Source organism: Streptomyces sp. TRM68367 (genome assembly GCF_014495685.1).
GTDB lineage: Bacteria > Actinomycetota > Actinomycetes > Streptomycetales > Streptomycetaceae > Streptomyces.
In genome coordinates this window covers 232185-258009 of sequence record NZ_JACTVI010000002.1, presented here as the reverse complement: position 1 = coordinate 258009, position 25825 = coordinate 232185, and the positions used below count along the sequence as shown (strand labels likewise).

The window sequence follows — 25825 nt, the reverse complement described above, 5'->3', positions numbered from 1 at the left end:
CACGGGCGCCCCGGCCACGCCCGGCTCGGAAAGGACCAGGGACCGCAGGACGGGTCGGCGCTCTCCGCATGTACGCAGCCGCGCCACGCCCCCACGTACGCCCCTCAGAGCAGGACCACGAGGGCGACCCCCAGCAGGTCGCCCGCCACCGGCCCGCTCCCTCATGCCCAGCACCAGCATGGGCGTCCTCACCGAGCGTGGGGTGGTCCCGGCCGATGCGAGCGCCGGGTCCGTCGCTGCCCACACTGTTCGGTGTCAGCGGCGATCCGCTCGTCGGCAGCCGGTGAGCACCTCGTTCGGGGGAATCGGCCCGGGTCGGACTTGCTGTTGCCGCACGGGGAGGGTCCTAGCGTCGGGCCATGAGTACAGGTCAACCAGATCAGCACGGGTGCCGCGCGGACCGGATGGCGGTGACCCCCTTGAGCAGCCGCTGCGCGGAGTTGGTGGAGCGGGCCGAGCACGCGTGCTTCGGGATCAGCCCGTTCAACGGCTACTTCTCCACGGCGCGGATCCGGGAGCTGGCGGCGTGGGGGCTGGCCCGGTTCGAGCGGGTGGACTTCTTCGTGCCGGACACGCCGAGTGCCTTCACTCTGGAGGCGCTGGGGTATGCGCCGGAAAGGGCCACGTGGAAGGCGCGGCGGCAGGGGCAGTACACCCGCAACAAGATCGTCGCGGCGCTCGGGGCCCTCGGCGTGGCGGACGCGGCGGCGCGGGTGCTGGGGTGGGCCGAGCTGGCGGGCAATGCGGCGTTCGTACGGCTGCATGAGCGCGGGCTGCGGCGGTACGCCGAGGACGCGGGCTTCCGGGACGCGTGCCGGGAGGCCACCGGTTGGGTGCTGGCCGGGAAGCTCCCGCCGGGGCAGGCGCCGGGGGCGGAGCAGGTCGAGCGGGCGGTGCGCTACTTCCTGGCGGAGCTGCCGCTGTTCGTCGATACCCCGTCCATCGTCGGGGCTGAGGCGTCGGTGTTCTGCTATCACCGGCCGCCGGAGGTGTTGCGGCGCCTGTACGGAGGTGAGCTGGACTGGCGGCCCGCGGCCGGGCAGGGGTTCGCCGTTGTCGTACCGGCCGGGCCGGAACCCGCACTCGTACGGCTTCCCGTCAGTCGGTGATCGCGGGCTCGGCGGGCTCTGTTTCGAGGATCCAGCAGACGCCGGCCCGGTCGTGGTCGGTCGGCCGACCCTGGGCGGCGTGCGCCAGCAGGGATTCCAGGTGGGTTTCGAGGGTGACGAGCTCGGTGATCTGGGCGCGGACGTTCTCCAGGCGCTCGGTCAGTACGCGGCCGACGTGGCCGCATGGGCTTTCGCCGCGGTCGTGCACGGTGAGGATCTGGCGCACTTCCTGCAGGGTCATGCCGGCGGCCTGGCAGCGACGGATGAAGCGGAGCCGGTCGGCGGTGTCGAGGCCGTAGACGCGGTGGCCGCTGGGTGTGCGGGCCGGGGGTGGCACGAGGCCCGACTCCTCGTAGAAGCGGATGGTCTTGGTGCTGGTTCCTGTGAGCTCGGCCACTTCACCGATTTTCATGGCGCTCCCGGCTTGAAGTTCCAGTGGGCTGGAAGTGTAACGGTGGGGATCCTCAGTCCCCTGGACAACCGCGAGCCCGACCGCCGCGGGCGTCCCCTGAAAGCCAGGAGCGTTCGATGAGCGAGGCCGCTTACACGGTTACCGGCATGACCTGCGGTCACTGCGCCGACTCCGTCACCGAGGAGATCACCGCCATCGCCGGTGTGCAGAAGGTCGACGTCGACGTCGATTCCGGGCGGGTCACCGTCTTCAGCGATAGCCCGCTGGAGATAGCGGACGTGCGGTCGGCAGTGACCGAGGCCGGCTACGAACTGGTCGGCGCCTGACCCCACCCCTGAACGACCGAGGATCAGGGGATTGCTGGTCGGCGAAGACCTGGCCGGAGTGTCCGCGCGGCGCATGCCCCGTCCGTACGCCCGCCACCGGCGACGCGCGGCCGGCCGGGCACGTGCCCCGGTCGGCCATTTCCCTGACCAGTCTCCGGTCCTCGCAGCCCAAGGAAGAGCCTCGAACATGACGACCACGACCTCCGAGCCGACGGCGGCCGAGCAGGCCGAACCGGCGCAGTCCGTCGATCTGGCCATCACCGGCATGACCTGCGCCTCGTGTGCGGCGCGGATCGAGCGGAAGCTGAACAAGCTGCCCGGGGTGAGCTCGTCGGTGAACTTCGCCACCGCCAGCGCACGGGTCGGCTACCCCGAGGATCTGACGCCGCAGGACCTGATCGCCACGGTGAAGGCCACCGGGTACGGCGCCAGCCTGCCCGCGCCGCCCGCCTCGGCTGCGACCGGGAGTCAGGCAGCGGCTGGTGATGGGCTGGGGAGCGAGGAGGAGCGGCATGTGCGGGCGCTGCGGGACCGGCTGTTGGTCTCGGCGGCGCTGACCGTGCCGGTGGTGGTGCTGTCCATGGTCCCGCCCCTGCAGTTCCGCTTCTGGCAGTGGCTGGCCTTCGCGCTGGCCTCGCCGGTGGCGTTGTGGGGGGCGTGGCCCTTCCACCGCGCCGCCGCGCTGAACTTGCGCCACCGGGCCGCGACCATGGACACCCTGGTCTCCCTCGGCGTGCTGGCAGCCTGGGTCTGGAGCGTCTACGCCCTGTTCTGGGGCGGTGCGGGCGAGCCCGGCATGAGCATGGGCTTCTCCCTGCTGCCGCGGTCCGGGGAGCATGCCGGTCAGCCGGAGATCTATCTGGAGGTGGCCGCGGCGCTGACCGCCTTCATCCTGGCCGGCCGCTACTTCGAGGCCCGCGCCCGCAGACGTGCCGGCGAGGCCATCCGGGCGCTGATGGACCTGGGCGCCAAGGACGTCACCGTGCTGCGATACGAAGGGGGCGAGCGCGAAGCGCTCTCCGTTGAGGGCGGTGGTGGGAGACGGGCGGGCGGACGCGAAATACGCGTGCCGATTGACCAGTTGGCGGTTGGGGACGAGTTCGTGGTGCGCCCCGGAGAGAAGATCGCCAGCGACGGGGTGGTGGTCGAGGGCACCTCGGCGGTGGACGAGTCGCTGCTGACCGGCGAGTCGCTGCCGGTCGAGGTCGGCCCGGACGACACGGTCACCGGCGCCACCGTCAACGCCGGAGGCCGTCTCGTCGTACGGGCCACGCGCGTGGGCTCAGACACCAAGCTCGCCCAGATCGCCCGTCTGGTCGAGGAGGCGCAGACCGGCAAGGCCGAAGTGCAGCGACTCGCCGATTCCATCTCCGCGATCTTCGTGCCCGTGGTGATCCTGCTGGCGGTCGAGACGCTGGTCGCCTGGCTGACCCTGGGCTACCCCGCGGCCCTCGCACTCACCGCGGCGGTGGCGGTGCTGATCATCGCCTGCCCGTGCGCGCTCGGGCTGGCCACGCCGACCGCCTTGATGGTCGGCACCGGGCGCGGTGCCCAGCTGGGGCTGCTGATCAAGGGCCCGGAGGTGCTGGAGTCCACCCGCCGGATCGACACCATCGTGCTGGACAAGACCGGCACCGTCACCGAGGGCAAGATGCGCCTCGCCGACGTGATCACCGTCGAGGGCGAGGACCGGGGCGAGATCCTGCGGCTGGCCGGCGCGCTGGAGCACGCCAGCGAGCATCCGATCGCCAAGGCGATCGCGGACGCCGCCGCCGACGAGACCGGCGCCCTCGCACCCGTCACCGACTTCGCCAACCACGCCGGGCGCGGCGTCACCGGCACGGTCGACGGACACCAGGTGCTCGCCGGACGCGCGAGTTGGCTGACCGATGACCAGGACCTGGAGATCCCCGCCGCCCTGGTCCAGGCGCAGAAGAAGGCCGAGCGCGCCGGCCGTACCGTCGTGTTCGCTGCCTGGGGCGGCCAGGTGCGCGCCGCGCTGGTGGTCGCCGACACCGTCAAGACCACCAGTGCGGCAGCCGTCACCCAGTTCAAGGAGCTGGGTCTGACCCCGGTGCTGCTGACCGGCGACAACACTGCTGCTGCCGAGCACGTGGCGGCCGAGGTGGGCATCGAGCAGGTCATCGCCGAGGTGCACCCTGAGGACAAGGTCGCCGAGGTCAAGCGGCTGCAAGCGCTGGGCAAGGTCGTCGCCATGGTCGGCGACGGTGTCAACGACGCCGCCGCGCTGGCCCAGGCCGACCTGGGCCTGGCGATGGGCACCGGTACGGACGCCGCGATCGCGGCAGCCGATCTCACCCTGGTCAAGGGCGATCTGCGCGGCGCCGCCGACGCGATCCGCCTCGCCCGCCGGACACTGGCCACGATCAAGGGCAATCTCTTCTGGGCGTTCGCCTACAACGTCGCCGCCCTGCCACTGGCCGCGCTCGGCCTGCTCAACCCGCTCATCGCCGGGGCCGCGATGGCCAGTTCCTCGGTGTTCGTCGTCAGCAACAGCCTGCGGCTGCGCCGCTTCCAGCCCGCCCACCGCCAGTAGCCGCCGCGGATCTCCCGTTCGAGGCAACCCGCACCATCACAGCAAACCTAAGCAACTAAGGTTATTGGGAGACGCCTGATGCTCCCTGGACCCATCCAGCAATGCGCGCCCGAGCCCGGCGCCCAGCAACGGCAACGGCATGCCGAACAACGGCATGGGCGGCCAGAACGGCGGCATGGGCATGGGCGACATGAACGGCATGGGCATGGGCGGCATGGGGATGGGCGGCCAGAGCGGTATGGACATGAACATGCAAATGAACCTGGAAGCCATGCGCATGGGCATGATGTCCGGCATGGAGATGGGCATGGGCATGCAAATGGGGCAGGGCGGCCAGGGAGGTCAGACCGGTACGCCGTCTCCCAGCGCCAGCCCGACACCCGACGGATCACAGCAGCAGAACCAGAGCCAGAACCAGCAGAGCAACGGCGGCAACAACATGAACGGCATGAACGGTGGCTGACCAGTTGGACGCCGCCGACGAGCAGGACCGCCGTATGGCGGTGCGGGTCGGGGTGGCCGCCGCAAGCCTGGCCGGTGCCACGCTGCTCACCGCGGCACTGGTGGCCGCCGCCGAGCCGTCCACGGCAGCGGCGGAGTCCGTGGCCGCCGCCTCGGCTCCGGCGGCGGCGACTCCGGCATCGCCCCAGGCCCAGGGGACGCCGTCCTCTCCGGTGACGCGCAGCAGCGGCAGCGGGTGCGGCGGTCAGGGCGAGGCCGCCGCGTCCTCTCCACCCCAGGGGCAGTCCCCGGGACAGGCGATGCCGTCGCCCCCGATGACACGCAGCAGTGGCAGCTGAGGCGGCCGAGGCGCGGTTCCCGGTGATGGGCTCCGCCGGTCACCTCTTCGTGGTCGGCGGCCGAGGTCCGGAGCTTCTGGCCCGGGCGCGTTCCCGGCTGGTCGAGCTGGAAGCGCTGTGGTCCCGGTTCCGTGCCGACAGCGAGCTGTGCCGCCTCAACGCCGCGTCGGGCCAGTGGGTCCGCGTCTCCGCGCCGACGGTCGCGCTCGTGCGCAGGGCCGTGCAGGCGTGGGAGGTGACCGGCGGCCTGTTCGATCCGACCGTGCTGCCCGCCCTGGAGCAGGCCGGCTACACCCGCAGCTTCGAGGCACTTCCGCGCGAGCTGTCGGCCGGCCCCGCACCCGCCACCGCCACCGCCCCCGCCCCGGGCTGTGCGGACATCGAGATCCGGGAGGACCGGGTGCGCCTGCCCCGCGGCGTACGGCTCGACCTGGGCGGCATCGGCAAGGGATACGCAGCCGACCTGCTCGCCCACGAGTTGATGGCCGCGGGAGCTGAAGGGGCGTGCGTCAACCTCGGCGGCGACGTACGTGCGACGGGAGCCGCCCCTGGCGCGGACGCGTGGGCGGTCGCGGTCGAGGACGAGGCCCGCCCGGGCACGGACCTGGCGTGGCTGACCCTCGCCGACGGTGCGGTCGCCACCTCCACCCGGCTGCGCCGCCGGTGGCAGCGGGCCGGGCGGGAGTTCCACCACCTCATCGATCCGGCCACTGGTGCCCCGGCCGCGAGTGAACTGACCGGCGTCACCGTGGTGGCCGGTGTGGCGCACTGGGCGGAGGTACTGGCCAAGGCCGCGCTCATCGCCGGCCTGCCCACCGGAAGCGCCCTGCTGGAGGCTCATGGGGTCGCCGGCCTGCTCGTGACCGAAGACGGCGCGGCGCACTCCGCCGGGCTCTGGGAAAGGTTTGTGACGTGGACCCCCGACTGTGGTGGTACCTCGCCCGCGTCGGCGGGCTGATGTCCTGGTGGCTGTTGTCGGCCACCGTGGTGTGGGGACTGCTGGTGTCCACCCGGGTGCTGGGCCCGCGAGCGGTGCCGGGGCGCCTGCTCGACCTGCACCGCTTCCTGTCCGGGCTCTCGCTGGTCTTCCTTGGGGTGCATCTGCTCGGCCTGGTGGCCGACTCTTGGGTGGACATCGGCCTGATCCAGATCCTGTTCCCGTTCACCTCCGACTACCGGCCGGTGGCAGTGGCCTGGGGGGTGATCGCCCTTTATCTGCTTGCCGCCGTCCAGATCACCTCCCTGCTGAAGACGCGCATCCCGCACCGCTGGTGGCGCTACGTGCACACCAGCGCCTTCGCGCTGTTCGTGCTGAGCACCGTGCACGCGCTGACCGCCGGAACCGACGAGACCGCGGTGCGCTGGACGGCGCTCCTGCTGGTGGCGGCCATCGTTTTCCTCGCGCTCTACCGGTTGCTGATCGGACGGCGTACCGGCGCCAACGATCCCGGCGCACCCCCTGCGACGGGACAGACGACCGGGCCGCCAACGGGGCGCGACCTGCCCGCGCGCCCCGTCGTCGTCCAGGAGCTGCGGCACGCCGCCGACGGTGTCGTCGGCGTCGAACTCGCCGCCGCGGACGGCGCGCGGCTGCCCGCCTGGGAACCCGGGGCCCACATCGACCTGGTGCTGCCCTCCGGCCTGGTCCGCAAGTACTCACTGTGCGGGGATTCGTCCCAGCGGGACACGTACCGCATCGGGGTCCTGCACGTGCCGGACGGGCGCGGCGGATCGGCGGAGGTGCATGCGCTGCGCGCCGGACAGCGGGTCGCCGTCCGCGGGCCGCGCAACAGGTTCCCGCTGGTCCTGGCCGAGCACTACCTGTTCATCGCCGGCGGCATCGGCGTCACCCCCATCCTGCCCATGGTGCGCGCCGTGGCCGCGGTCGGGCGGGAGTGGCATCTGCTCTACGGCGGCCGGTCCCTGGCCACCATGGCCTTCGCCGACGACCTCATGGTTCTCGGCGGAGACCGGGTCCGCCTCGTCCCCGAGGACACCGATGGCCTGCCCGACCTCGCCACCGCCCTGGCCGACACCCCGCCCGGCGCAGCGGTCTACGCCTGCGGCCCCGATGCCCTGCTCACGTCCCTGGAAAAGACCATGGCGGACTTCCCCGACGTACATCTGCACACCGAACGCTTCACCGCCCCGCGCACCAGCACCAGCCTGTCGCAGCCGGGCAGCTCGGCCTCCATTCGGGAGTTCAAGGTCGAGCTGCGGCGCACCGGACGTGTGCTGCCGGTCCCGGTCGGCCGCAGCCTGCTGGAGGTCATCCGCGAGGCGGTTCCCGACGCTCCCTCCTCCTGCGAGGAGGGCTTCTGCGGCAGCTGCGAGCTGCGCGTCCTGGGCGGAATCCCCGACCACCGCGACACCGTGCTGGCCCTCGGCGAGCGCGGCCGTCACGATGTGATCTACCCGTGCGTCTCCCGCGGCCGCAGCCCAATTCTGTCGGTGGACCTGTGACGAGCGCGCAAGGGAGACGTCCCGGACGGGCGGAGACGGACCTGCGTGCATCTGCAGTCACCGTCTTTCCGGGGAAGCACGTGCACTCTTCACAGCGCCTTCATCCCCTTCCGTCTAATTTTGTTCTGCGGTCGGCCGACACCGACCGCAGAAGAGCAGAAGACATGAGCAGCGTGGCGAGGCAATTCGATGCTCCTCGGCCACACCGGGGCACAGACCCGACAGCCGTGCCCGTCCCGGGCCACGCCCCGGCCGGGACCGTGGCACCTGCGGCGTCGGTCAGTACGTCGTGCCCGCAGGGCGCGGTGCCTGTCCATGCACCCGGTCCGCACCCGCACCACACGGCTGAGAGGAAGTACTGATGACGCAGCAGGCCATCTCACGGACCCCGCACACCGGCGTCTGCGCCCTCTCCCCGTACTCGGACGCCGGATCCGATGCCCAGGACGGTCAGCCGGGTGAGGAGTGGACCGTGCCAGGCTGGGACGAGATCGTCCGCACGCACGCGCACCCGGTCTACCGGCTCGCCTACCGGCTCACCGGCAACCAGCACGACGCCGAGGATCTCACCCAGGAGGTCTTCATCCGGGTGTTCCGGTCCCTGTCACGCTTCCGGCCCGGAACCTTCGAGGGATGGCTGCACCGCATCACCGTCAACCTCTTCCTCGACATGACCCGGCGGCGTTCCCGCGTCCGGTTCGAGCACCTGACCGACGCAGCCGCCGAGCGGCTGTCGGCAGCCGAGCCGAACCCGGCGCAGGCCCACCACGACACGCGCCTCGACGCGGACGTCCAGGCCGCCCTCGACGCCCTGCCCGTTCCGTTCCGCGCAGCGGTCGTCCTGTGCGACGTCGAGGGCCTGTCCTATGAGGAGGTCGCCGCCACGCTCGGCGTCAAAACCGGGACGGTACGCAGCCGCATCCACCGCGGCCGCGCCCGGCTGCGCACCTCTCTGGTCCACCGCGCCGGCAGCGGTACGGAATCCACGACGGCTCCCACCGGTTCTCCCGGACCCCACGCCACAGCCCCTGCGGCTGCACTGGCAAACGGCTGACAGGGCTCCGTCGGCCTGAGGCCGGGCCGGCCGCCGGACACACATCCGCGCGCACTTATCGATCCTTCACAGCCGGGGCCTAATCTTCTTATATAGGCTGTTCAGCTCAAAGCCGTCCAAGCCCGGCAGGAGGGCGTCACCGCCGCCGAGGCCGAGGTCAACTTCACCAAGAACACCGGCTCCGACGCCCGCACCTGATCGCGCCCCGAACCGCCGGACTACGACGAGACAGGGTGGGAAGCAATGCCGAAGCCCGCAGCAGGATGCGACGAGATCCGCGAGTGGCTCGGCGCCTACGTGATCGGGGTGCTGGAGCCCGGGGAGGACGCACCGATCGAGGCTCATCTCGCCCACTGTCCTGCGTGCCGGTCCGAGCGCGACAGCCTCGCCGACGTGGCCCGGCTGCTCCGCGATGCCCTGCCACTGCTGGCCGACGCCGACAGCCCACGGCCACCCCGGCCTGGGTCGACAGGCCGCACCGTCCGCCCCTGGAGACCACGGCAGTCCCCCACCACCGGCGCACCTGCGACTAGAGCGCAGACGCCACCGAAGGAGGACACACGGTGAACGACCACGTGAAGGGAGCTGACGATGTCCCAGACCCTTGTGTTCGTCCTGCTGCTCCTCACCTGCTCCGTCGGAATGTGCCTGATGATGTGGCTCATGGGCCGGCATCAGCGGCGGAAGCCGACAGCGAACCAACACGAACAAACCGCCGGTGCCCCTGCTGACCGGGACGCGAAGACCGCCGAGATCACCCGCCTCCGGGCAGAGATCGACCAGTTCAGGGCCGCCCAGCGTGACTCCGCAGAACAGCGCGCCCCCGGTGATCCTCCGCGGGAGGGCTCCTGACGTCATGCGGCCATGTCCGGGAGCCCCGTCATATCGGTCACCGAACTGCCGGGCGGCAGGGGTGTTCGTCTGCCGACGAGGTCGCCACAGGAAGTAACAGGAAGTAGACCGACGGCACCTCGCGTTATCGCCCCCTCGAAAGCCAATGCCGATGCCCCGCCAGCCCGATCTCGACGAGATCAACGGCCGCGCGCAGGAACCACACGGCGCGCGACCGGGCTGGGCCTGGTGGCTGGGGGCCACCGCCCTCGTGACGGCCGCCGTGCTGCTCGCCATCGGCTACCGGCAGGAGCTGGCCCGGGCGGCCCAGCTGGTCGCCCGGGTGAGCCCGCCCAAGCTGGCCGTGGCGCTGGCCTTCGAGGCGGCATCCCTCGTGTGTTTCGCCGCCGTGCAACGCTGGCTGCTGCACGCCGGCGGGGTGCGGCTGAGCCTGAAGAGCATGACGGCGCTGGCCATGGCCGCCAACGCGGTGGCCGGTGCGCTGCCCGGCGGCGCGGCCTTCGCCGCCGCCTGGCTCTACCGGCAGCTGCGCCGTCGCCGCGCAGAGAAGGTCCTCGCGGCCGCTGTGCTGGTCGCCTCCGGGGCGCTGTCGGCACTCGCCCTGTTCCTCCTCCTCGTGACCGGAGCGCTCACCGCGGGTCTCGGCGGCCAGGGCGGGGTACTGCGCCCCGCCCTCGCCATGCTGGGTCTGGCCGTCGGCCTCAGCCTGGTGCTGCTGGCGCTGGCCCGTTCCGCGAGGCTCCGAGCGGCGGTCCAACGGGCCTGGAAGCGTGCGGGCCGACAGGCCCGGCGCGTCCTGCGGCTCCAGGAGGCGCTGGCAGGGCTCACGGCCCAGGCCCGTAGCGTGCAGCCCGGATTCCGCCCCTGGCTGCGGCCCTTCGGTCTCGCCGTGCTCAACTGGACGTTCGACGCCGCGTGCCTGGCCGCCAGCCTGTGGGCGCTGGGCATCGGAGTGCCCTGGAGCGGGCTGCTTCTGGCGTACGCACTCACCCAGATCCCCGGCAGCCTGCGCCTTACCCCCGGGAGCCTGGGCGTCGTCGAGGTGAGCCTGGCGACCCTGCTCATCTCCTACGGCCTGCGCCCGGACCAGGCCATCGCGGCCACCCTGCTGTACCGGATCCTGAGCTTCTGGACGCTCCAGCCGATCGGCTGGGCCACATGGCTCGGCCTGACCCTGCGCGCCAGGTCACCCGCACCACCCTCTGCGAGAGGGCCGTACGAAGGCTCGGACGCGCCGCACTGACCAGCGCGCGGCGGCCTGCCCGAATGGACCGGGCACAACTGTGCCGGTGCTCGGCCCAGAGTCGACGGGCTCGGTCAGGCGGGGCAGAAGGTGCGGGCGCCAGGAAGGAGCCGGTGGTTTGCGCCCGGTTGGGGCGCCGAAGAGCACGCGGTTGCCGCTGTCAAATGGCGGCGGCCGGCACGCTCGTACACCTATCCCACATGGCTGCGACCTGGCCCAGCTGGTCAGGGCTGTGGTGGGCGGGCCCCGGGCTCACCGCCGGAACCGGAAAGCTGGAGACCGATGACCCCCACGATCACCAGGGTGATCGAGACGAGCTTGAGGGTGGACACCAAATCACCGAGGAAGGCCATGCCGTAGATCGCCGTGCCCGACGCGCCGATTCCGGTCCACACGGCGTACGCAGGCCCGACGTCCAGCACCTTCAGTGAGAGCGTCAGCAGACCGAAGCTGGCCACTGCGAAAACGCAGAACCCGATGGTCGGCCAGAGCCGGGTGAAGCCGTCGGACAGCTTGAGGCTCACCGCGAAACCGGTCTCGAACAGTCCGGCGGCGATGACGAGCAGCCACGCCCTGGCCATGTGCGAGTCCTCCACGCCTCGGGTCGGCAGGTCGGTGAGTGCTGCGCCGACCGGTTCGTCACCTTGGTGCGAGTATGCACTGACCAGCCGCGGTTGTCGGCGACCCCGGGCTCAGTCCTGATCGCGCCGTTCCCAGCCGACGAGCAGCCGCCGCAGCCGTTACGAGGTCGCCGTCAGTTTGCGGCGACGACGTGGCCGGACGGATTGCCCCGCCCAGGCCGCGCCGTGTTCATCGTGCCGCCCTGTCAGTCAGTCGGCAGGCCGCGCCTTGTAGTCGCCAGCGCGCTGCACCGCCGCGACGAGGGCGTCGGTATCCACGGTCGCGCCCTCCTCCAGTCGGATGGTGGAGCGTCTGCTGCGCACGTCGGTGCGGGCCGAGCGGACGCCGGGCACCTCCTCCAACTCGTCGTCGATCAAGAGGCCGCAGCTGCTGCAGTGCATGCCCTCCACCGTGAGAACGACCGCCGGTCCGGTCTCCGTTTCCTGCTTACGACGGAAGAGTGCCATTACGCGCCTTTCTGGAAGGTGATGGTGCCGGTCTGCATGCCCATGGCGCAGGAGAAGCGCAGCGTTCCGGCCTTACGGGTGCCAAGATCGATCTCGGTGTCGCCGTTGCGCTTGACGATCTCCTGGACGCCGAGTTCGGGGATGGTGAAGGCGCGGGCACAGCCGCCGGAGTCCTTGCCGCGCAGCACCAGCGTGGTGGGCACGCCAGCCTGCGCGGTGAACTCGGTGGGCACGTAGAAGTCCGTGACCGTCAGGGTGACGATCTGCGTGCCCGAGGCGTCCATGCGCACCGGCCCGCTGGTGACTGGCTTCTTCTGCTCGCTGCCTGTCGCCGTCTCGTCTGAGGCCGGCGGCGAGGCGGCGGAGGCCGCTTCGGGTGAGCCGTTGAGGTTGAAGCTGGCCCAGCCGCCTGCCTGGATACCGGAGGCCACCGTCCAGGCAGCGACCGCAAGCACCACCACACCGGTGAGGACCGCGAGCCGCCCGGACAGCGCCCGGCTCGTACGGCGGAACAGATAGCCGAGGACGGCGAACAGCGGGGCGGTGCCGAGCACGAACCCCGCCATCACGGCGGCCCCGGCCAGCGGTGAACCTGAGGTGACCGCGATCAGCTCGACCGACAACGTCACCCCGCACGGCACCAGCACCGTCGCCAGCCCGATCAGCGCCGGGGTAGCGACCGAGTCAGCCTTGGCGCTGCGGCGCAGCAGCCGGCCGAAGGAGGCCGGGGGCCTCGGCACCAGCCGGGCCACCGCCTTGACGCCGAACAGATCCAGGGCGAACAGCACCATCAGAGCCCCGGCCGCGATGAGCATCACGGCCCGGGCTCGGGGGCTGGGCTGCAGCGCGTCGCCGAAGACGCCGAGCAGCGCGCCGAGCACGGTGTGGGAGACGAGCTTGCCCGCGAGGAACGCGCCGACCGGTACCAGCGCCTTCGGTTCTGCGGGCACGTCGGCGACCGGCGACCGGCCCGGGCGACGGTCCTTCACGGCAACGCCGGACGTACGGCGTGCCCCGGCCAGAGCCGGGGCGGGTGCAGGGGCGGGACTGCGGCGGGTGACCGCGCCGGCCAGGAGACCGCCCTGCACGGCGGCGCAGGAGGCGCCCCCGGCGAGCAGGCCGGTACCGACGCTGGTGACGAACAGAGTGAGGGTCGAGGCCATGCCTGAAGAACTCCGTGGTGGCAGCGGACGGCACGCGCGCATGGCGGCATGCCGGAACGGATCGGGCAGCGGAGCCCGCCGAGCCGTACGGTCTGGCGGGCGTGCATGATCAGGTCCGACTTATACACAGCCTGTGGATATCGGGCCCCTCGCGGGAAGCGGGAGACGGGGGTGCCCGCTGAACATCGGCCAGACCGACGATGTCCCGCCCGGCCTGAGACGCGGCATGTGCCGCGAACGAGGGCGGGGCACTGGACGGCTTGTGCTGGGCCGAGAGCCGGCAGTCCATGACCATGGCGTCCATGGGGCACGACGACGCGGCCCTCTCCTGGACGTTCGCTCCGTCGGACTGCGCCGAGGAGGATGACGTCATCGAGGCCGTGGACGTCATCGAGACGATGGACGTCATCTCTATCGAGGTCGCAGTGGCGGGCCGGATGAGCCCCGTGGTGCACAGGGCCAGGGCGAGCACGGCCAGCAGCCCGGCCCACCGCCGGGCTGGGGACAGCCGCACGCGTGTCCTGGCCATGGCACGGGATGCTAGCCCGCGTCGGCCCTCCGGCTTCGCCATTCCGTGATTCACAGCGCGGGCTGGTAGCCCGCGACCCGGCGCAGCAGCCCGGTCAGGTACGCCCAGGCGCCGCTGACCTGCAGGATGCCGACGATCACCAGCAGTGGGCCGCCGAACCGCATCACCGTACGGGCGTTGCGGCGCGCGAACCCGAACGCGCGCAGCGCGCGGCGGAAGCCCAGGGCGGCGATGAGGAAGGGCAGGCCCAGCAGGATCGTCAGCACGCCGAGGATCCGAGTGATGAAGTCCTGGTGATCGAGCACCCCGCCCGCGAGGAGCACGAGCGGCGTCTCCAGCGGCAGCGAGCCGCTGGAGACGAGGTCGGATACGCCTTGGCTCAAAGGTGGCCTCCCAGGCAGGGTGGAAGAGGGACGCGCGCCCCGTCGAACCGCCCGAGCGAGCATACTCCCAACCTTCTTAGGAGAAGAGTCAGGGGGGTGCCCGCCTCCGCCGCCACCGAGGAGGACGTCATGGCCAAAGCGGTGTCGCATCCGATCTTCTCCCGTCTCTATCCGCGCATCGCCGCCTTCGCCGACGCGCACGGCTCGATCGAGCACCGCCAAGAGATGCTGGCGGGCGTGCGCGGTCGGGTGGTGGAGATCGGGGCCGGTACGGGCTCGAACTTCCGGCACTACCCGCCTGAAGTGACCCAGGTTGTGGCGGTGGAGCCGGAGCCGAGGCTGCGGGCGCTGGCCGAGAAGGCAGCAACGGAGGCGCCCGTGCCAGTGGAGGTGCTGGCAGGGCTGGCCGAGGAGTTGCCGCTCGAGGACGACGGCTTCGACGTGGCGGTGTGCTCGCTGGTGCTGTGCACGATCGCGGACGTGCCAGGTGCGCTGGCCGAGGCCCGGCGGGTGCTGAAGTCGGGCGGTGAGCTGCGCTTCTACGAGCACGTACGCTCCGAGCGGCCCGGCTTCCGGCGGGTCCAGAAGGTGCTGGCCCCGCTGTGGCGGCTGCCCGGTGGCGGCTGCCCGGTGGCGGCTGCCACCTCACCCGCGACACCGAACACGCCATCCAGGAGGCGGGCTTCACCGTCCAGGACATCCGCCGCTTCTACTTCCTGATCAACGGCCGGGCCAACCCCGCCTCCCCGTCGATCATCGGAACCGCCCGACCGTCCACCTAGGCCGCTTAGGATGTCTGCAGGGCATTCCGGTCCGGGAGGAGGACGCATGGCGCAGTTCGGTGAGCTGGAGGCCGCGATCATGGACGCGGTGTGGGCCGCGGGCAAACCGCTGCGCGTGCGCGAGATCCTCGAACACCTCGATCGGGACCCCGCGCCCGCCTACAACACCGTCCACACGGTCACCGAAATTCTCCACCGCAAGGGCTGGCTGTCGAAGAAGAAGGACGGCCGGGCCTACAAGTACGGCGCCACCACCAGCCGCGAAGAGTACGTCGCCGGCCTGATGGGCGAGGCCCTCGCCGTGGCCGAGGACCGTACCGCGACGCTGGCCCGCTTCGTGCAACAGATGCAGCCCGGCGAGGCCGAGGAACTGCACCGCCTGCTCGGCCAGGCGGCGGCCCGCGAAGCCAGGGAGGCGTCGAAGTGATCGTCGCCGCCGTCCTGTTCGCGTACGCAGCCCTGCTCAGCACCCTGGCGCCACGGCTGCTACGCGGTGGGCACTGGGCCGAGCGGGCGCCCCGGCTGGGCATCGTGGTCTGGCAGGTGCTCAGTGCCTCGGCGCTCACCGCCGCCGTCCTGGCCGGTCTCGCGCTGACCGTACCCACGGTCCGCGTCAGCACCGACCTCGCCGAGCTGCTGCAGGCGTGCGTGATGGCGCTGACCGCGCAGTACGCCTCGCCTGGTGGTGCGGCTGCAGGCGCGGCCGGAGCCGTGCTCGCCCTCGCGGTACTGGGACGCACTCTCTGGTGCGTCGGACACGTCGTGGCGCGGATCCGCCGCGAGCGGCGCGAGCACTGCGAAGTCCTCGACATCGTCGGCCGGCGGGACACGGCCCGTGGTGTGGTCGTCCTCGACCACGAGGAACCCGCCGCCTACTGCCTGCCCGGACGCCACCGCCGCACCGTGATCACCACCGGTGCCCTGCGGGCCCTCGACGACGACCAACTGGAAGCCGTCCTCGCACACGAGCGCGCTCACCAGGCCGAGCGGCACGACGCCGTACTGGCATGGGCGCAGGCGCTGGCCCGCGCCTTCCCACGTGTCCCGCTGTTCCGTATCGCCGAGGCGGAGATCGCGCGGCTGGTGGAGATGCGCGCCGACGACGTTGCGGCTGCCCGCTCCGGGCGGCTGACCACTGCGGCCGCCCTCCTCGCGGTCGCCGGAGGGCGCGCCCCGGCCGTGGCCCTCTCGGCGAGCGGCTCGACTGCCGCCCGACGGGTACGCCGCCTCATCGAACCGCACCGCCCGCTCAGCCGCGTACGCATCGCGGCCGGTTCACTGACAGCGGCCGTCGCGCTCGCCGTACCGCTGCTGGTCGTTGGCGGACCCGCGGCGGCCGCGACCCAACTGAACTACTGCCCGGACGGCACCCCGGCCGCCCAGGTCACCACGATGCGCTGACCTTCCCGCACTCCCGGCCGAACGGCATCACACCCTCCCGGCTGGACGCCGCCATCCACGTTGACCTAATCTCCTTAGGAACTAAGGGTCGACGGGTAAGCACGGAAGGCGTCGTCCGCTCGGGAGACAAGGAGTCCCTCCATGGAAAACCTGCTCTACATCCTCCCCGCGCTCGCCTGCCCGGTCGGCATGGGCCTGATGATGTGGCTCATGATGCGCCCCAAGCACAGTGGGCAGACCGAACCCACCTCGGCCCGCCAGGAGCTGGTGCGCCTCCGCAAGGAGATCGACGCCCTGCGCAGCGAGCAGGCATCCGGGGACACCACCCCGCAGGACCGCCCGGCATGACCGGCATCTGGCTCCCGCTGGTGGCGACTGCACTCGCCGCAGCTCTCACCTGGTGGTGCTGCATACGCCCCATGGCCAAGAACCGCGCCTGCCACGCCACTCGGGCAGGCGTGGACGACCCCGAGCTCCAAGAAGAGCTGCGGCACGCCCGCGAGGAAGTCCGGCGACTGCGCGAACAGGCCACCCCGCCTGCCGCCCCCTCCAAGGGACCGGAGATCCTCGACAGGTGACCTCTTCCGCACCAACGGTCCGGCACTCCGTCGTCACGATCGGCTCGATCGGCTCGATCGTCCCGCTCGTCTCGCTCGTCCTGGCCCTGCTGCTGGGCACTGCCACGTCCGCGTCCGCGCACGCCACCCTGCTGTTCACCAGCCCGGCCGCGGACGCCACGGTGGCCGATTCGCCGAAGTCGCTCGTCCTGGTCTTCGACCAGCCGGTCAGCCTGAGCGGAACCTCCGTACGCGTCGAGCCCTCGGCCCGCCTGGGCACCGCCACGCTCAGCCAGGGCAACCAAGCGGTCACCGTCCCCGTCCGCTCCACCCTCGCCGAGGGCGTGCGCACCATCAACTGGCAGGTCACCGCCCGCGACGGCGACATCATGACCGGCAGCTACCGCTTCGCCGTCGGCCCCCGCACCATCGCCCTCGCCTCCGGCCAGACCACCGCCGCCAAGGACGCCACCCCCACCACGATCCTGCGCTGGCTGCTGTTCGCGGCCCTCGCCGTCATCCTCGGCGAGGCGGCCGGCCGACGCCTCACCGCCCGCGTCCCCGACACCCCTGCCCGGCGCCCGCGCTCCTGGGCCCTGCCCGCCGCGCTCATCGGCACCGCCGCCGCACTCGCGCTGACCGCACTGCAACTCGGGGACGGCTCCCCCTCCTTCCTCACCGGCACCCGGCCCGGCGCCCTGTCCCTGGTCGAGGTCGCGGGCTTCGCTCTCGCCGCCGTGGCCGTGCTGGTGCGCCGCCGCACCTGGGCGGTTGTCCCGCTCGTCGCCGTCCTGGTCGCCGAGGCTCTGCGTGCCCACCCGCAGGCCGAGCAGACCATCGCGGGCCCGCTGCTCACGTTCGTGCACCTCACGGCCGCCGCGCTGTGGGCCGGAACGCTGCTGCACGTACTGCGCACAATGGCCGCGTGGCGCGGCGAACGCTCCCCCGTCCGCGCCCTGCTGCTCTCCTACGCCCGCCTCGCCGCTTGGCTGTTCGCCGCCGTCGTCGTCACCGGGCTGATCTCCGCGCTGCTCCTCGTCCCGCTCGACGACCTCTCCACCACCACGTACGGGCAGGTTCTGCTCGTCAAGATCGCCCTGGTCGCTGTGGTCGCGGGTCTGGCCGTTGCCGCCCGCCGACGCCTGCGCCGCACCGGGACGCCGTCGCCGCGGCGCCCGGCCCTTGCCGAGAACGGCGTACTCGCCGTCGTTCTTGCCTTCTCCGCCACGCTCACCGTGCTGTCCGTCCCCGCCGACGCCAACCGGTCGCTCCCCTTCGCCCCGCCGCTCGACGGCCCGGTCGTGCCCGCCGGCACCCGCGCCGGGGAGATCGGCATCAGCGCCCGCGCCGCGACCGGCCGGCTCGTCATCGACCTCACCGCACCCCAGATCGGCGACAGCGAGAAGCAGTCATACGGCCTGAAGGCCACCCTCGCAGACCCGCGCGGCACCCGCCGGGCCCTGAAACTCCGCGGCTGCGGCACCGGCTGCTTCTACACCCCCGTCGCCTGGCGGAAGGGCACCAGCCGTCTCACCCTCACGGCATCGGCGGGTGAAGAATGGGCTGGCGGCCGCGCGGGCCTCGCCGTCACCTGGCCGCCCCGCCCTGACACGGCCCTGCTGCGCGAGACGGTCGCCGCCATGAAGAAGACCCCGCGCTTCACCCTCCACGAACTGGTCACCAGCAACACGGCGCGCGGCCTCGGCGACCTCAAGCAACTCCCCATCACCGGCGAGGAGTTCCTGGCCTCCGAGCCGTACGGCAGCGGTACCGCCCCCGTGATCACCCGCCTGCCGGACGAGAACGGCCACCGTCGCCTTGCCCTCGCCTATCCCGCCGAGCACACCCAGCTCGACCTCACCCTCGACGAGACAGACCGCATCCTCCACGAGACCCTGACCGCCCCCAACCACCTCGTCACCCGCACCTTCGTCTACCCAGAGGCGGACGAGGACGGCCATGACCACTGAGCGTCCCGGCGAAGCCGTCGGCCCGCCCACAGGAACCACCTAATATCAACTGTGATGGGGAGCCGGACACAGCACACGGCCCGCGGAACGCGGCGGACGACGCGGATCGCGGCGCTCTGCCCTGCCCTGGCCGTGCTGCTCGCCGCACTGGTGATCTGCCTGGGGTTCCTGGCCCACGGCCAGAGAGACGCCCCGGTCACCGCTTCCACGACCACCATGTCCGCCACTGCGGTCCCAACCGGCACCCCGGCCGAACACCACGCGTCGACAGCCGCGCACCCGTCCGACTGCCTTCCCGGCGACGTGTGCTGCAGCCCGGCCGCCGACGGCGTACGCGCCGTGCCCGCCGCTCCCGCCCAGCCCCTCCCAGCGGTCCTGCCCCGTCTGCCGGACCTCCCGAGGCAGCTGAACACCCCGTCGCGCTTCGCCGACCCCGCGCCGACCTGCCGCGCTCCCGATCTCCACGTCCTCCAGGTGCAACGGACCTAGACGGATGCCACGGCGCCGTGCGCACGCGCGCACAGCCAGCCGACTCTCGCCATCCAACCCACACTTGCACCCACCGCCGTCCGACGACACCGCGCGGCGGAGACGAGGAACACACAGCCATGAGCAAGTCCAGCAAGAAGGCGGCCGCCGAGGCACGGCGGGCCAAGGTAGAGGAGATGCGCCGCGCCGAGAAGGCACGCGATCGCCGCAACCGGATCATCACCATCACGGTCAGCACGGTCATCGTCGCCGGGCTGATCGGCTGGGGCGGCTACGCCATCAACAGCGCCAACGAGAAGGACGAGCAGCAGGCCGCCGCGGCCAAGAAGCCCGTGAGCGGCGAAAAGACCTGGGACGCCAAGAAGCTCGGCCGCACCCACGTCAAAGGCACCGTTGACTACCCGATGAACCCGCCCGTCGGCGGCGACCACAACAAGGCGTGGATGACCTGCGACGGCACCGTCTACACCAAGCCCATCGCCAAGGAGAACGCCGTCCACTCCCTGGAGCACGGCGCGGTCTGGGTGACGTACAACGACAAGGTCACCGACGCCGACATCAAGACGCTCGGCGACAAGGTCTCCAAGACGCCGTACACCCTGATGAGCCCGGACAAGACCCAGACCGGAGCGATCACGCTGTCGGCCTGGGGCCACCAGCTCAGCGTCGACAAGGCCTCCGACCCCAGGGTCGAGCAGTTCCTGACCAAGTACGTTCAGGGCGCCCAGACGCCGGAGCAGGGGGCCACCTGCTCCGGAGGCCTGACCGCAGCATGAGGGACACGACTGTGACGGCACCGGGCGTTACGGATTCCGACGACACACCCACCCGGAAACCATCCTTCGGCCCGTGGGCCGTCGCCGCCGCGGCCTTGGTCGCCCTCGGCCTGATCGTCTGGTTCGTGGCCGCTCCCGGCGACGAAGGCACGTCCGAGGTGCCCGCCGCCGCCTCCGCCGACGCGGGCTTCGCCCGCGACATGGCCGTCCACCACCAGCAGGCCGTGGAGGTGTCCTTCGTCATCCACGACCGCACCGACGACGAGGACGTACGCCGCCTCGCGTACGACATCGCGCAGACCCAGGCCAACCAGCGGGGCATGCTGCTCGGCTGGCTCGACCTATGGGGCCTGCCGAAGACGTCGGCCGACGGCTACATGACCTGGATGAAAGGTGACGGCCACATGAGGCACGAGACGAAGGAGGGCTCCCTGATGCCCGGCATGGCCACCGACACCGAAATCGGCCGACTCGGCAAAACGAAGGGCAAGGACGCCGAGATCCTCTACCTCCAGCTACTGACCGACCACCACATGGGCGGAGTCACCATGGCCCGCGCCTGCGCCGAGCAGTGCGAGGTCCCCCAGGAGCGCCGGCTTGCCCAGGGCATGGTCGACGCCCAGCAGTCGGAGATGACGCTCATGGCCGACATGCTCAAGGAACGCGGCTCGGCACCCCACTGACGAGGGCCTTCGTCAGGGTCGAGGGCCACCTCCTCCCCCTGACGTAAGGGCCGTGGCTACGATGCGTCCTTCGTGGCCTCGGTCCGCAGCCGTCCCACGCCGGGAAGAGAGCGGCCCGCCGTGGCGGCGTAGTCGAGGTAGGCGGAACCGTGAGCGCCCGGATGTTCATCTCCTGCTCCGACGCGGCGCACGGTCACCGTGGTCACGAGGCCGTCGTGGCGGTGGGGTCGCGGAAGTCGTGCGGCAGTACCTGGTTCACGCGAGGCGCGAGGGCCGGTGCGCACGTGCGCATGCTCTGCCGGGTGACCAGGAGCAGGGACAGCGTGGATCCGGTCTCGTCGTCGATCGGGAAGCGAGCGTCGGGGTAACGCCGTGAGAAGTCGATGATCGTGTCGACGTCCCGGGTGAGCGACGTCTGCTTGCCGTCCCCGCCCTTGTCCGTGGCGCGGCATGCGGCGTGATGCCGTGCAGGGCCTCGTGCACGGGACGCACCTGGGCGGCCGGCGGAGTGACGAAGGACGCGGTGGCGCTCGGCGCGGCGCCCGCGGCCGACCCGCTTCCGCCGCCGGAACCGCCCCGCAGGGCCACCACCGCCGCGGCGGCCACGGCGAGCACCACGGTCGCGGCCACCGCCGGCAACAGCAGGCCCGGCCTGCGGCGGGGCGGCGGGGCGGCGGCCCCGCCCTCGGGGTCGGGTGCGCCCGGGGCGGTGCCGCGGTGGCCGTCCTCCTCGTCGTACGTCGTCACGAGGTGGCCGTCCAGGTGGCGCCGCCGTCGGTGCTGCGGTAGGTACGGGCGTTCTGGCCGTCCAGCGCCCCCGCGTACAGGGTGCTGCCGGTGGCGTCGTAGCCGACCGCGCTGGCGCCCTCGGGCACGTCGGCCTGCTTCCAGGTCCTGCCGCCGTCGGTGCTCAGCTGGGCGCCGTCCATGCCGACAGCGATGATCCTGTTGATGTCCTTGGGGTCCCAGGCGGCGGCCATCGCGCCCATCGGCCCGCCCAGCTCCTTCCAGGTCTTCCCGCCGTCGCTGCTGGTCTGCAGCCCGCTGGCCATGTCGGGGGCGATCAGCCGCTGCGGGTTCTTGGGGTCGACCAGGATGGTGCCCATGAAGGAGCGGCCCTCCTCGGCGTTGACCGTCTTCCAGGTCTTGCCGCCGTCGGTGGAGGCGAGCAGTCCGGACTCCGGGGAACCGATGTAGACGGTGTTGCCGGTGCCGCCGATGGCGTGGACGTCGCCGACCGCGCCCGCGCCGGTCACCTTGGTGAACGTCGCCCCGCTGTCGGTGGACCGATACAGCCCCGGGTGCCCGCCCACCAGTACGGCGTCGGATGTGGACGCCCAGCCCATGGCGTCCGCCCCGCGCAGCGAGGGCACGTCCTGCCAGGTGCGGCCGCCGTTGCCGGAGGCGGCTACGGCCTCGTGCCCGCCGACGAAGAGCCGGTTTGCGACCACGGACACGGTGTGCAGGTCTCCGCCCACCCGGGGCAGCCCCGCCGCAGACCCGCTCCCGTCGCCGCCGCTGCCGCCGCGGGTGGTCAGGAAGACCCCGCCCGCGGCGACCGCCACCACGGCCAGAGCCGCGCCGCCCCAGCGCAGCCGCTGGGCCCGCTGCTCGGCGCGCCGTGCCGCGGCAGCCTGCTCGGCCGCCCTCGCCCGGCGCCGTTCGGCCTTTGTGGACCTGGCGGCTCCCCCCGACTTGGCGGCTGCTGCCGACGGCTTCGTATTGCGGGACGATGTGGAGGACATGATCGTGCTTCCTTCGCAGAGGGTCGTGAGGGGACGGTCGGCGGGGGGCGGTCGGCGTGTCTGCGACGTGCCGGACGGGCATCGCCGCCGATACGTGATGCCGTAGCCGCGCTCGAAGACGACCGCGGAACCCTTGCTGTCGCGGATGTCGATGCCGAGGAAATGCACCCCCAGCGGAGCCGCTTTTCGCGGGCAGCCGGGCAAGCTCGTGGGCCTCCTTGCGGCAGGGCGCGCACCATGAGCCCACACGTTGACGACGACATCACCGCGCCTGTCGGATGTCGACGCGCCCGCCGGTGAGTGCCGCCGCTCTGCTGGGATCCCTTGGCGGTGCCGCAAGCGGTGAGGGTCCCGGCCCCGAGCACACCGAGGGCGCAAACGAGCCGTCGCGACGGCCCCGCGGGGCGGGGACGGCCTCGGGACGTCGTACGGGAAGGAGTGATCTGGTCAGCGAATCTCACCCTTCACGGGGTGCCCGGTGTCGTCGGAGCGCAGATCCGCCTCGCAACGCAGCAGCCGGACCTCTTCGCGCAGTCGCTTGATCTCTGCGTCGACATCCGTGTCCGGGGCCGTCTGGGCGCCCGGCGCCCCGCAGCACGAACGCACCGCGGCCTCCCGTGCCGGGCCCGCGTGCCCGGCGGTGCCCCGGCGGATCGGTCGTACGCAGCAGAAATACAACATCGCGGCCGACGCCACAGCGAGGAGCAGGGGCAGAGCGTAGCCGCTCACGGCGTACGCTCCCGGACCGGGACGTCGGACTGATGACCGACCCGCGCCCGCAGCGCGTCGACCTCGGCGCGCAGCGCCTCCAGCTCCTGGCGCCGCGGATCGGACGTGACCGACGCCGTCGTGCCCTCCACCGTGTAGGTCTCGGTCTTCCGGCGTCCGGACCGGCTCATGAACCACATCATGGCGCCCATACCCAGCGGGCAGGCCAGCAAGGGCAGGACAGTGAGCAGCTGGCTCATCACACTTCTCCCTTCGACGGGAACGGGGGTTGACCGCGCCGGCTCAGCCGACAGCGGACGGCGGCTCAGCCAACCGCACGCTTCTCCGCGAACGACGGCAGTCAGTAACCACATCCTATGTTACTTAGGTACTAAGGCGACTCGGGAAGAGGCCGTCGGGCAACTTGTCCGCCTCGCGCGCGATGGGCGCGGCATGCAAGGCGCAGGCCAGGCCAGGCCAGTGATCGAGAGGGCGACGGTCCGCGACACAGGACAAGCGGGTGCGGCCCTCCTTCCGGGCGTCTGCAGCACAACGCGGTGCGCCGAGTTGGTCGGCCGGTCCGACCAACCTCGACAATGAGAACTCGCAAGGGGCGGGAAGGGCCTGGGGAGGCGGCGGTATGAGGCAACGGACGACGAGGATGCCGGGATGAGTGACAGGGTGACGGCAGGGACGGAGGGGCGGCGGTGGCTGCCGTTGCAGGTACACCTGGAGGGACACGACCGACACCGATGGGCCGGGCCGCTGGCAGCCGTCGGCCTCACGTCGGGTGCGCTGCTGGCCGCCCTCGGGCTGCCGCCGGTGGATCTGCACAGCCCGCTGCATCACGCGGGCGTGATGGACCCGCTGTGCGGCGGCACCCGGGGCCTGCACGCGGCGATGCTCGGGGACTTCGGCGCGGCGTGGCGCTACAACCCGCTCAGTCTGTTCCTTGTCCTGGGTGCCGCCGGGGTGCTGCTGCGCGAGGTGGTCGGTCGGGTGCGCGGCCGGTGGCTGAACCTCCGCGTCCGCCACCGCCGGGCCGCGGTCGCGACCGGTGTCGTGCTGCTGGTCGCGCTGGAGGCCAACCAGCAGGCGCACGCCGACCTGCTGCGCTCGGGACCGGGCAGCGCACCGTCCGCCTGGCTGCTGCTGTCCATCACCCTGCCACTGGCCGCGGCCGTGGTGCTGTTGGTCCTGCGGCTGATCCGGCGGGCCGGTCGGACATGACGGTCCGGCCACTCCCGTACGGTGGTCCGCTCCAGTGGCGTTCTCCCGGGCCGAGGTGAGGGCGGCGCCGTCTCCGCGGGGACCGGCCACAGGCCAGCCCTGCCCCCTTCCTGCTGCGCGCCGACGACGGCGCCCCGTCCCCCATGCGGTACGCCGACGGTCGGCGCCCGCGACGGCCCCTCTGGTGCCAGAGCTTGGCAAGAAGCCGTGTCAGGCCCCTGACCTCGTCCTCCTGCATGGTGGCCGTCACGGCTGCCTGCTGCTTCACGGTCGCATTGCGGCCGTCCTTCCCCACGTCCCGGGCCATCTCGATCTCGCCGCCTCGGTGCTCGATCATCGCCTCCACGAAGGCGCGGTCGAACGCGGCCCCACGGGTGGCCTTGAGCTTCTTCTTGTCGGCGTCGGACATCGAGCCGGACATCTTCATGTCGCTGCCGTCATAGCCGCCCATGTCCGTTCGCCCACGCCGCCGCCACACGCGCTGAGGGGCACGGCTCCGGCACAGACACCTGCGAGGACGAGCAGACGGCGGGGCGTAGGCGATCGGTCTCCCCCGCTCACCCCGCCGGGGCCGACTGCTCCGCGGTCGACGGACTGGCAGTGGACGGACTCGCGGTGGGTCCCTTGAATGGCTTGGACGGGTACCCGGTGTCGAAGTGCATGTAGTCGGGCACCTTGATGTCCTGCCAGACCCATCCCTCCTCCGTGAACGCCCGCCAGACCAGCCCCCCCTCGATGATCTTGCCCTTCCCCTCCGTGCGTGCCTTGTACTCGGCGCTCGGCTGCCACTGCTTGGTCCGCAGGTTGATCCACGGGTTCTCGAGCGGGTTGATGTCGATCGCCCGGCCGTTGGCGTGCGGGGACTCGCTGAACGGGGCGTTGATCTGGTCGGGACGACGGCAGTTGAACGCGGAGGTGTTGTCGTCGCGCAGGCTCGCGTTCAGGTCTCCGTCGTAGGCCTCCATCGGCTGCATACGGCGGATGGGGAACTCTTCCTCGAACAGTCGCGTGAAGATGCGGATGACACTGGCCGTCACGTCGGCGTTGACCACGAGGACGCCGCGGTGCACCTTGCCGTCGAAGCCCAAGTAGTTCATCTCCACGCGGCGCAGTTGCTCGCGGACGTCGGGGCAGCCCTTGCGCCACAGTCCCGCCGCCGTCATGCGGGACCACTGGGCGTCCGTGACCTCTTTGACGGCGGCGTCCAGGGCCGGCGTGGGCGAAGGGGTGGGTGTCGGGCTGGGAGTCGTGGAGGACCGCGCCGATGTTCCGTCGGAGCTGTCGGCACCCGGCGTTGACGGGGCGGCGCCCGAGGCCGACGAGGACGAGCAGCCGCCGGCCAGAAGCGCCGTCGTGGAGAGCAGCGCGAGGCTGCCGAGGGCGATCTTCCAGCGCCGCCCACCCTTGCGGGCCGATGCTGCCGTGTCCCTGCTCGGGTGGTGGAGGCGGGCGCGCATGCGCTCCGTCTCCGGTGCGTGGCTGGTCAAGCAAAGTCTCCTGGAGTG

Annotated in this window: 33 protein-coding genes; 22 read left to right on the top strand and 11 right to left on the bottom strand. The window is 71.7% G+C overall.

The features are described 5' to 3' along the window. Positions 1–359: 359 nt before the first annotated feature. Positions 360–1109 carry a tRNA-dependent cyclodipeptide synthase gene (locus H8R17_RS02685; protein ID WP_223124537.1) on the top strand — a complete coding sequence of 250 codons (750 nt, stop codon included), beginning with the start codon at positions 360–362 and terminating at the stop codon, positions 1107–1109. On the opposite strand, the gene H8R17_RS02680 is transcribed toward H8R17_RS02685, so the two are convergent. Then, positions 1099–1521 (bottom strand): heavy metal-responsive transcriptional regulator, encoded by a 423-nt coding sequence (locus tag H8R17_RS02680; protein ID WP_187821450.1) that lies wholly within the window; start codon positions 1519–1521, stop codon positions 1099–1101. The two genes, H8R17_RS02685 and H8R17_RS02680, sit on opposite strands and share 11 nt — an antisense overlap. A 116-nt stretch (positions 1522–1637) precedes the next feature. On the opposite strand from H8R17_RS02680, the gene H8R17_RS02675 reads away from it, so the two are divergent. The 10 genes from H8R17_RS02675 to H8R17_RS02630 all read left to right on the top strand — a co-directional run bounded on the left by H8R17_RS02675 (position 1638) and on the right by H8R17_RS02630 (position 10816). After that, positions 1638–1847, top strand: coding sequence for a heavy-metal-associated domain-containing protein (locus H8R17_RS02675; RefSeq protein ID WP_187821449.1), 210 nt, complete (start codon positions 1638–1640; stop codon positions 1845–1847). 187 nt (positions 1848–2034) lie between these two features. Then, a complete protein-coding gene (locus tag H8R17_RS02670; protein ID WP_187821448.1) occupies positions 2035–4404 on the top strand; it encodes a cation-translocating P-type ATPase in 2370 nt (789 codons plus the stop codon). 139 nt (positions 4405–4543) lie between these two features. Then, positions 4544–4867, top strand: a complete 324-nt coding sequence (locus H8R17_RS02665; RefSeq protein WP_187821447.1) for a hypothetical protein — start codon at positions 4544–4546, stop codon at positions 4865–4867. After that, complete coding sequence (locus H8R17_RS02660; RefSeq protein WP_187821446.1) at positions 4860–5204, top strand: hypothetical protein; 345 nt, start codon at positions 4860–4862, stop codon at positions 5202–5204. Before H8R17_RS02665 ends, H8R17_RS02660 begins: the two co-directional genes overlap by 8 nt. Then, complete coding sequence (locus H8R17_RS02655; protein ID WP_187821445.1) at positions 5194–6162, top strand: FAD:protein FMN transferase; 969 nt, start codon at positions 5194–5196, stop codon at positions 6160–6162. The genes H8R17_RS02660 and H8R17_RS02655 overlap by 11 nt, the downstream gene beginning before the upstream one ends. Then, the gene (locus tag H8R17_RS48520; protein ID WP_187821444.1) at positions 6117–7667 is read left to right on the top strand and encodes a 2Fe-2S iron-sulfur cluster-binding protein; all 1551 of its coding nucleotides are present in this window, start codon (positions 6117–6119) and stop codon (positions 7665–7667) included. Before H8R17_RS02655 ends, H8R17_RS48520 begins: the two co-directional genes overlap by 46 nt. Before the next feature lie 361 nt (positions 7668–8028). Next, a complete protein-coding gene (gene sigE, locus H8R17_RS02645) occupies positions 8029–8721 on the top strand; it encodes an RNA polymerase sigma factor SigE (protein WP_187821443.1) in 693 nt (230 codons plus the stop codon). A gap of 243 nt (positions 8722–8964) precedes the next feature. Beyond that, positions 8965–9288: a zf-HC2 domain-containing protein gene (locus tag H8R17_RS02640; protein ID WP_187821442.1), complete on the top strand. Its 324-nt coding sequence runs from the start codon at positions 8965–8967 to the stop codon at positions 9286–9288. A gap of 24 nt (positions 9289–9312) precedes the next feature. After that, the gene (locus H8R17_RS02635; RefSeq protein WP_187821441.1) at positions 9313–9573 is read left to right on the top strand and encodes a hypothetical protein; all 261 of its coding nucleotides are present in this window, start codon (positions 9313–9315) and stop codon (positions 9571–9573) included. 151 nt (positions 9574–9724) lie between these two features. Then, entirely contained in the window at positions 9725–10816 is a 1092-nt protein-coding gene (locus H8R17_RS02630) for a YbhN family protein (protein WP_187821440.1), read from the top strand. A 224-nt stretch (positions 10817–11040) separates the two neighbouring features. On the opposite strand, the gene H8R17_RS02625 is transcribed toward H8R17_RS02630, so the two are convergent. The 3 genes from H8R17_RS02625 to H8R17_RS02615 form a co-directional block, all read right to left on the bottom strand. Next, entirely contained in the window at positions 11041–11397 is a 357-nt protein-coding gene (locus H8R17_RS02625; protein WP_187821439.1) for a multidrug efflux SMR transporter, read from the bottom strand. A 249-nt stretch (positions 11398–11646) separates the two neighbouring features. Further along, on the bottom strand, positions 11647–11904 hold the full coding sequence (locus H8R17_RS02620; protein WP_187821438.1) for a heavy-metal-associated domain-containing protein: 258 nt from the start codon (positions 11902–11904) through the stop codon (positions 11647–11649). Beyond that, positions 11904–13067, bottom strand: coding sequence for a sulfite exporter TauE/SafE family protein (locus H8R17_RS02615; RefSeq protein WP_187821437.1), 1164 nt, complete (start codon positions 13065–13067; stop codon positions 11904–11906). Before H8R17_RS02615 ends, H8R17_RS02620 begins: the two co-directional genes overlap by 1 nt. A 302-nt stretch (positions 13068–13369) precedes the next feature. On the opposite strand from H8R17_RS02615, the gene H8R17_RS02610 reads away from it, so the two are divergent. Continuing rightward, the gene (locus tag H8R17_RS02610) at positions 13370–13645 is read left to right on the top strand and encodes a hypothetical protein (protein ID WP_187821436.1); all 276 of its coding nucleotides are present in this window, start codon (positions 13370–13372) and stop codon (positions 13643–13645) included. 1 nt (position 13646) lies between these two features. Here the strand turns inward: H8R17_RS02610 and H8R17_RS02605 are convergent, their stop codons facing one another. Then, positions 13647–13979, bottom strand: a complete 333-nt coding sequence (locus H8R17_RS02605; RefSeq protein ID WP_187821435.1) for a hypothetical protein — start codon at positions 13977–13979, stop codon at positions 13647–13649. 96 nt (positions 13980–14075) lie between these two features. On the opposite strand from H8R17_RS02605, the gene H8R17_RS02600 reads away from it, so the two are divergent. From H8R17_RS02600 to H8R17_RS02560, 9 genes are all read left to right on the top strand, one after another. Next, positions 14076–14699, top strand: coding sequence for a class I SAM-dependent methyltransferase (locus tag H8R17_RS02600; RefSeq protein WP_316959286.1), 624 nt, complete (start codon positions 14076–14078; stop codon positions 14697–14699). Positions 14700–14807: 108 nt separating this feature from the next. Then, positions 14808–15188 (top strand): BlaI/MecI/CopY family transcriptional regulator, encoded by a 381-nt coding sequence (locus H8R17_RS02595; RefSeq protein ID WP_187821434.1) that lies wholly within the window; start codon positions 14808–14810, stop codon positions 15186–15188. Continuing rightward, positions 15185–16162, top strand: a complete 978-nt coding sequence (locus tag H8R17_RS02590; RefSeq protein ID WP_187821433.1) for a M56 family metallopeptidase — start codon at positions 15185–15187, stop codon at positions 16160–16162. Before H8R17_RS02595 ends, H8R17_RS02590 begins: the two co-directional genes overlap by 4 nt. Positions 16163–16303: 141 nt before the next feature. Then, positions 16304–16510, top strand: coding sequence for a hypothetical protein (locus H8R17_RS02585; protein WP_187821432.1), 207 nt, complete (start codon positions 16304–16306; stop codon positions 16508–16510). Next, complete coding sequence (locus tag H8R17_RS02580) at positions 16507–16740, top strand: hypothetical protein (protein WP_187821431.1); 234 nt, start codon at positions 16507–16509, stop codon at positions 16738–16740. The genes H8R17_RS02585 and H8R17_RS02580 overlap by 4 nt, the downstream gene beginning before the upstream one ends. Beyond that, positions 16737–18689, top strand: a complete 1953-nt coding sequence (locus H8R17_RS02575) for a copper resistance protein CopC (protein WP_316959285.1) — start codon at positions 16737–16739, stop codon at positions 18687–18689. The genes H8R17_RS02580 and H8R17_RS02575 overlap by 4 nt, the downstream gene beginning before the upstream one ends. Positions 18690–18743: 54 nt before the next feature. Next, a complete protein-coding gene (locus tag H8R17_RS02570) occupies positions 18744–19178 on the top strand; it encodes a hypothetical protein (RefSeq protein ID WP_187821430.1) in 435 nt (144 codons plus the stop codon). Between the two features lie 119 nt (positions 19179–19297). Next, positions 19298–19954, top strand: coding sequence for a DUF3105 domain-containing protein (locus H8R17_RS02565; RefSeq protein WP_187821429.1), 657 nt, complete (start codon positions 19298–19300; stop codon positions 19952–19954). Next, complete coding sequence (locus H8R17_RS02560) at positions 19951–20637, top strand: DUF305 domain-containing protein (RefSeq protein ID WP_187821428.1); 687 nt, start codon at positions 19951–19953, stop codon at positions 20635–20637. The genes H8R17_RS02565 and H8R17_RS02560 overlap by 4 nt, the downstream gene beginning before the upstream one ends. Before the next feature lie 56 nt (positions 20638–20693). Here the strand turns inward: H8R17_RS02560 and H8R17_RS02555 are convergent, their stop codons facing one another. From H8R17_RS02555 to H8R17_RS02540, 4 genes are all read right to left on the bottom strand, one after another. After that, a complete protein-coding gene (locus tag H8R17_RS02555) occupies positions 20694–20843 on the bottom strand; it encodes a hypothetical protein (RefSeq protein ID WP_187821427.1) in 150 nt (49 codons plus the stop codon). Between the two features lie 537 nt (positions 20844–21380). Next, positions 21381–22382 carry a VPS10 domain-containing protein gene (locus tag H8R17_RS02550; protein WP_187821426.1) on the bottom strand — a complete coding sequence of 334 codons (1002 nt, stop codon included), beginning with the start codon at positions 22380–22382 and terminating at the stop codon, positions 21381–21383. A gap of 447 nt (positions 22383–22829) precedes the next feature. Then, a complete protein-coding gene (locus H8R17_RS02545; protein WP_187821425.1) occupies positions 22830–23111 on the bottom strand; it encodes a hypothetical protein in 282 nt (93 codons plus the stop codon). Beyond that, on the bottom strand, positions 23108–23350 hold the full coding sequence (locus H8R17_RS02540; protein WP_187821424.1) for a hypothetical protein: 243 nt from the start codon (positions 23348–23350) through the stop codon (positions 23108–23110). Before H8R17_RS02540 ends, H8R17_RS02545 begins: the two co-directional genes overlap by 4 nt. Before the next feature lie 409 nt (positions 23351–23759). Here H8R17_RS02540 and H8R17_RS02535 point away from each other — a divergent pair, with 409 nt between their 5' ends. Then, a complete protein-coding gene (locus tag H8R17_RS02535) occupies positions 23760–24320 on the top strand; it encodes a DUF2752 domain-containing protein (RefSeq protein ID WP_187821423.1) in 561 nt (186 codons plus the stop codon). Here H8R17_RS02535 and H8R17_RS02530 read toward each other — a convergent pair. Both H8R17_RS02530 and H8R17_RS02525 read right to left on the bottom strand, forming a co-directional pair. Beyond that, entirely contained in the window at positions 24250–24771 is a 522-nt protein-coding gene (locus tag H8R17_RS02530) for a DUF305 domain-containing protein (protein WP_187821422.1), read from the bottom strand. The two genes, H8R17_RS02535 and H8R17_RS02530, sit on opposite strands and share 71 nt — an antisense overlap. 106 nt (positions 24772–24877) lie before the next feature. After that, on the bottom strand, positions 24878–25807 hold the full coding sequence (locus H8R17_RS02525) for a M15 family metallopeptidase (protein ID WP_262504932.1): 930 nt from the start codon (positions 25805–25807) through the stop codon (positions 24878–24880). Between the last annotated feature and the right edge of the window lie 18 nt (positions 25808–25825).